The organism is Rhizobium sp. CAU 1783 (genome assembly GCF_054551725.1).
This window is the reverse complement of record NZ_JBTOLM010000004.1, coordinates 521,855-528,220: the sequence shown is the minus strand read 5'-3', so window position 1 is coordinate 528,220 and position 6,366 is coordinate 521,855. Positions and strand designations below refer to the sequence as shown.

Below are 6,366 nucleotides of genomic sequence, written 5' to 3'. Positions count from 1 at the left end.
CAGCAGCGCCGCCGCCCTCGTCAGTGAGCGGGGTTATAGATCCACCCCCACAAAGATGTCAACAACGTCCGTCGTAAAAAATCCAAAAATCAAACAAACCATTGATAAGAAATGGAAATTCCATAAAACACGATAGGAAGCAGGCCGAGGGACGTGAATATCGCCCGGTCTTAGAGGCTCATCCGACCCCGGGCCACCGGCATGCCATCTTTCCGTCCCGGGATTTTCACAATTGCATGATCTAGAGCACGCTTGAGGACACGCGCGGGTGCCTCCTGCCTCGCGCACGGGCAACCGCGCGGGCTCCTCAAGGCACCCCGGGATTTGACGGGGCGCGTCGAAACATGCAGATGTTGGCCGGCCTGCGTGACACGTGGGCGGGGTTCATGGGGAAAGCACGGATGCCGCGCGGATGATTAACGACCGCAACATGGTGCGATCGCTTGGAAGCGAACCGCCGATCCTTGCCGACGGCCATCGCGCGCCGGATCGGCGCGAGATTTCGCTGCGCTGGCTGTCCGGCACCTTCCTCACCGGCATCACTTCCTGCATCCTGATGGGCGTCGCCCTCTTCGCCGCCCTCGACGGCCGCCAGCAGCTGGCGATCCCGGCCGAAGCCTATGCGGTGACCGGTGACGGGGACAAGGCCGGCCTGGAGGCGGACACCGTCAGCCGCGGCGCCCGCCTCTTCGGTCCGAAGATTGCCGCCCGTCCGGTCGACAAGGCAATCCTCGAAGTTTCCACCGTCACCCATGACGGCGAACGCGAGGTGGTCCGCCGCCAGCCCTTCGCCCATGTGAAGATGGCGCTCGCCGCCAACTACAAGACCCAGGAAAACTATCCGCCCTTCGACCCTCTGGCGATTTTCGCCACCGACGAGAAGGTTGCGCCTGCCGCGACCCGTACCGGCACCCTCTACGGCTCCGATGTCGAATCCGAGGTCAGCCTGAAGACCACGCCCTTTCCGACCGGCGGCGCCAGCCGCCCCTTCGCCGGCGAGATGAGCTTCGACGAGGTCGAGGAAAACGTCCGCACCAACGGTTCGGTTCTGACCGACGGTTCGACCCAGGTCGCCGCCCTCTACTACATCGACCCGCAACGCTTCGACACCGAGACCTCGGGCGTCGACCTCGCCGCCGGGCTCACCGCCCGCATCGTCGAGCAGAACATGACCGTCTCCGAGCCGGAAATGCTGACGCCGGAAACGCCCGAATATGCAGACGACGTGCTGCCCGTGCGCCGTCCCCAGACCGCCGACGCCGTGCTGATGGCGGCCGGCTACCCGAAGGCCAAGGCCGGCGACATCGCCAAGGCGCTCGAACCCTATGCCGGCGGCCAGGAACTGTCCGAAGGCGACGTGCTGCGCATCGGCATCATCCAGCGCGGCGAGGAGGTCAAGATCGTCCGCATCAGCCTCTACCGCCGCGCGACCCATGTCGTGACGCTTGCGGTGAGCGATGCCGGCCGCCTCGTCACGGGCTCCGAGCCGCCGGCCCTCGACGCGATCGCCACGGCCTTCGACGAGCGTGCGCCGCAGGTCCCCTCGACGGCCCGCGACCTGCCCCGCGTCTATGACGGGATCTATCGGGCCGCCCTGTCCTACGGCATGAACAGCGACATGACGGCCCTGGTGATCAAGCTGCTCGCCGCCAATGTCGACTTCCAGGCGCAGCTGAAGCCGAGCGACACGCTTGAGGCCTTCTTCTCGGTCGAGGACGAGGAGGGTCACGCGACCGAGGACAGCGAACTGCTCTATGTCCGGGCCCGCTTCGGCGACACGGTGACGACCTTCTATCGTTTCCAGGACCCGGCCGACAATTCGGTCGACTACTTCAACGAGGAAGGCAAATCGATCCGCCAGTTCCTGCTGCGCAACCCGGTGCCGAACGGCGTGTTCAAGTCCGGTTTCGGCATGCGTCGCCATCCGATCCTCGGCTATTCACGCATGCACACCGGCACCGATTGGGCAGCACCCCGTGGCACGCCCATCATCGCGTCGGGCAATGGCACGGTGGAAAAGGCCGGCTGGGATTCGGGCGGCTACGGCAACCAGACGCTGATCCGGCACGCCAACGGTTATGTCACCTCCTACAACCACCAGAGTGCCATCGCCAAGGGCGTCACGCCGGGCGCCAAGGTCCGCCAGGGTCAGGTGATCGGTTATGTCGGCAATACCGGCCTGTCGACCGGTCCGCACCTGCACTACGAGCTGATCGTCAATGGTACCAAGGTCGACCCGCTGCGCGTCCGCCTGCCCGGCGGCAAGTCGCTCGAGGGCGAAACCCTCGCCAAGTTCGAGACCGAGCGCCAGCGCATCGACGCCCTGCTCGAGGGCGGCGGCAAGCCTCCCGAAGTCGCCAGCAACTGAGATCCTTGAACCAGGCCCGGCAGCCTGTGACATTAGCAGTCGGTCCTCACGCACGGCGCTCGTCCGCACGACAAAAAGGCGACCCCTTGCGGGACCGCCTTTCCTGTCTGTTGGAAATTTCGGCTAAGATCAGGCCGCTTCGCTGACCGCCTTGACCGTCGTGAACAGCAGCCGGTCGGAACCCGCGGCGATGCGGACGGTCGCGCCGTCGGCGATCGTGCCCGAGAGTATCTGTTCGGCCATCGGATCCTGGACATACTTCTGGATCACCCGCTTCAGCGGCCGTGCGCCATAGACCGGGTCGTAGCCCTTGTCGGCCAGCCATTCGCGGGCGTCCGGGGCAAGCTCGATGGCGATCTTGCGCTCGGCCAGCAATGCCAGCAACCGCTTGAGCTGGATGTCGACGATCGCCCCCATCTCCGCACGGCGGAGCCTGTGGAACAGGATGATCTCGTCGACGCGGTTGAGGAACTCCGGACGGAACGATGCCTTCACCACGTCCATCACCTGGTCGCGAACCGCCTCGCTGTCCTGATCGTCGCGAAGACCGGTCAGGTATTCGGCGCCGAGGTTCGAGGTCATGATGATGATCGTGTTCTTGAAGTCCACGGTGCGGCCCTGACCGTCGGTCAGGCGACCGTCGTCGAGCACCTGGAGCAGCACGTTGAACACGTCCGGATGCGCCTTCTCGATCTCGTCGAACAGCACGACCTGGTACGGCTTGCGGCGGACGGATTCGGTAAGTGCACCGCCTTCCTCATAGCCGACATAGCCGGGAGGTGCGCCGATCAGCCGGGCGACCGAATGCTTCTCCATGTATTCCGACATGTCGATCCGGACCAGCGCCGTTTCGTCGTCGAACAGGAAGCGGGCGAGCGACTTGGTGAGCTCGGTCTTGCCCACCCCGGTCGGGCCGAGGAAGATGAACGAGCCGATCGGCCGGTTCGGATCCTGTAGGCCGGCGCGCGAACGGCGGACCGCACGCGACACCGCCTGCACCGCATCGCCTTGGCCGACGACAGACTTTGCCAGTTCGTCTTCCATGCGAAGCAGCTTTTCGCGTTCGCCTTCCAGCATTTTGTCGACGGGAATACCCGTCCAGCGCGAGACGACATGGGCGATCGCATCCGGCGTGACGACTTCCTGCACCATGGCATTGGTCGAGCTGTCCTGGGCTTCCGCTTCGGCCAGCTGCTTCTCCAGCGCCGGGATGACGCCGTAGGTCAGTTCGCCCGCGCGCTGGAATTCGCCCTTGCGCTGCGCGATCGCCAGTTCGTTGCGGGCCTCGTCCAGCTTGCCCTTCAGGTCTGCGGCCAGGCCGAGCTTCTGCTTTTCCGCCTGCCAGCGCGCCGTCAGCGCATCGGCCTGCTCCTCGAGCGAGGTCACTTCGCTTTCGAGCCGGTTCAGCCGGTCGGCGGACGCGCTGTCGGTTTCCTTCTTCAGCGCCTCGCGTTCGATCTTCAGCTGCATGATGCGGCGGTCGAGCTCATCGAGTTCCTCGGGCTTCGAGTCGACCTGCATCCTCAGCCGCGAGGCGGCCTCGTCCATCAGGTCGATCGCCTTGTCCGGCAGGAACCGGTCGGTGATGTAGCGGTTCGACAGCGTCGCGGCCGCGACGATCGCCGAGTCGGAGATCCGCACCTTGTGGTGCTGCTCGTATTTTTCCTTGAGGCCACGCAGGATCGAGATGGTGTCCTCGACATTCGGTTCGTCGACCATGACCGGCTGGAACCGGCGGGCCAGTGCCGCATCCTTCTCGACGTGCTTGCGGTACTCGTCGAGCGTGGTCGCGCCGACGCAATGCAGCTCGCCGCGCGCAAGGGCAGGCTTCAGCAGGTTGGAGGCGTCCATCGCGCCATCGGCCTTGCCGGCGCCGACCAGCGTGTGCATCTCGTCGATGAACAGGATGATCTCGCCGCTTTCCGACTGCACCTCGTTGAGAACGGCCTTCAGCCGTTCCTCGAACTCGCCGCGATATTTGGCACCGGCGATCAGCGAGCCCATGTCGAGTGCCATCAGGCGCTTGTCCTTGAGGCTCTCCGGCACGTCGCCGTTTACGATGCGCAACGCAAGGCCTTCGGCGATCGCCGTCTTGCCGACGCCGGGTTCACCGATCAGCACGGGGTTGTTCTTGGTGCGGCGCGACAGGACCTGGATGGTGCGGCGGATTTCGTCGTCACGGCCGATCACCGGGTCGAGCTTGCCCTCACGGGCTTCCGCCGTCAGGTCGCGGGCATATTTCTTGAGCGCGTCGAAACCCTGCTCGGCATTGGCGCTGTCGGCGGTGCGGCCCTTGCGGACCTCGTTGATGACCTGGTTGAGTGCCTGCGCGGTTACGCCGGCCTTCTTGAGGGTCTGGAATGTCGAGGCGGAGGATTCGATGGCCAGCGCGAGCAGCAGGCGTTCGACGGTGACGAAACTGTCGCCGGCCTTCTTGGCCGCTTCTTCCGCGGTGGTGCAGACCTTCGCCAGCGGCTGGGACAGATAGACCTGACCATTGCCGCCCGAAACCTTGGGCAGCTTGGCGAGGGCGGCGTCGTTGGCGATCCGCGCTTCCTTGGCGTCGCCGCCGGCGCGCGCGATCAGCGAGGACGCCATGCCCTGGTCGTCATCGAGCAGGACTTTCAGCACATGCTCGGGGGTGAACTGCTGGTGGCCTTCGGAAAGTGCGTGCGTCTGGGCGGACTGCAGGAAGCCGCGGACGCGCTCGGAATATTTTTCGATGTTCATCGTGCCTGTCTCCGGTAGCCGCCCTGCCCGATCGGCACAGCGCGGCGGTTGAGATACGGCCCCCTGACAAGGCGGACCGTGCGGGACGTCGCCGTCCCCTTGACCGTGATATGGGGAGGCATTTTCGGCGTTTAAAGAGCGATTTGGAGCAAAATTGGTGACCCTTGACGATCGGCAAGCACCGCCTCGGAAAGTCCTCCGAAACACCCCGTCTCGCCCCATGGATGCAAAAAGCCCCTCCTCCCGGTCGGAAGAAGGGGCCCTGGTCTGTCACCTGTGCGGAGCGCTTACTCCGAAGCGGCCTCAAGTGCCGGCGCCTCGGCGGAAGCCTGGGCTTCGCCGCCCTCTTCTGCATTGCCGCGACGCGGCTGGCGGCGCGGGCGCGGTGTGTTACGGCGGCGCGGCTGGCGTTCGCCTGTCTCTTCGGCTGCACTCTCCGCAGCGGCGGCTGCCGCCTCGGCCGGCATGTCCTCGATCACCGGCTGTGGGCCGGTGCCGGCGATTTCGACCTCGCGGCGCGGCTGGCGCGGCTGCTGGTGCGACCGCTGCTGCTGGGGCTGAGCCTGTGCTTGCGGCTGCGGAGCGCCGCCGACGTCTTCCATGCCGTCCATGTCGTCGCCGTCACGATCGCCGTAGTCGTTGCGGTCATCCCGGTCGTCGCGGTCCTCGCGCTGGAAGCGTTCCTGCATCTGCGCCTGGGCGGCGGCGATGATGCGGTTGTAGTGCTCAGCGTGCTGCAGGTAGTTTTCGGCCATGACGCGGTCGCCGGCGCTCTGGGCGTCGCGGGCGAGCGTGGCGTATTTCTCGGCGATATGCTGGGCAGTGCCGCGGATCTTCACATCGGGGCCGGAGCTGTCATAGGTCCGGGTCAGCGGATTCTGGCCCTTGCGGTTAAAGTTGCCTCCACCGCCGCCGCCGCCACCGCCGCCGCCATTGTTACGCCCCCGACCACGCTTGTTCTGCTGTCCTGGCCTCATAGATGATTCACCTGAATTCTTCTGTTGTGCTGATAGATGGCAACGCTGTTGGTTCTGGTTGGACCGGACCAAGGCTATGCGTGCCGCGGGCAGACTGCGCCATCGCTTTTGTGCCGCTGGTGATAGTCAAGTTTACTGAGTTACGCACCGGGATTTCCGCGCCCCGTGTAGCCCTGTCACGAGCCGAAATCGAAGCAGACCCAGACCCGAACGAATCTCGTTCATTCCCCGCTGCCCGTTGCGTGCCCGCAAACTATTACGCTTCCTTACGAAAACCAAGCCTTTTTCTTC

At 65.0% G+C, this 6,366-nt stretch carries 3 protein-coding genes; 1 reads left to right on the top strand and 2 read right to left on the bottom strand.

Annotated elements, in window-relative coordinates:
- Nucleotides 1-412: 412 nt before the first annotated feature.
- Nucleotides 413-2,368 (top strand): M23 family metallopeptidase, encoded by a 1,956-nt coding sequence (locus ACX93L_RS18905; RefSeq protein ID WP_459406236.1) that lies wholly within the window; start codon nt 413-415, stop codon nt 2,366-2,368.
- A 129-nt stretch (nt 2,369-2,497) separates the two neighbouring features.
- Here the strand turns inward: ACX93L_RS18905 and clpB are convergent, their stop codons facing one another.
- Nucleotides 2,498-5,098 (bottom strand): ATP-dependent chaperone ClpB, encoded by a 2,601-nt coding sequence (gene clpB / locus ACX93L_RS18900; protein ID WP_459406235.1) that lies wholly within the window; start codon nt 5,096-5,098, stop codon nt 2,498-2,500.
- Between the two features lie 287 nt (nt 5,099-5,385).
- A complete protein-coding gene (locus ACX93L_RS18895; protein ID WP_459406234.1) occupies nt 5,386-6,075 on the bottom strand; it encodes a DUF4167 domain-containing protein in 690 nt (229 codons plus the stop codon).
- Nucleotides 6,076-6,366: the final 291 nt, after the last annotated feature.

Bases quoted from the DNA above. Each gene is read 5' to 3' on its own strand.
- ACX93L_RS18895 (WP_459406234.1), bottom strand. From the start codon at position 6,075: ATGAGGCCAGGACAGCAGAACAAGCGTGGTCGGGGGCGTAACAATGGC.
- clpB (WP_459406235.1), bottom strand. From the start codon at position 5,098: ATGAACATCGAAAAATATTCCGAGCGCGTCCGCGGCTTCCTGCAGTCC.
- ACX93L_RS18905 (WP_459406236.1), top strand. From the start codon at position 413: ATGATTAACGACCGCAACATGGTGCGATCGCTTGGAAGCGAACCGCCG.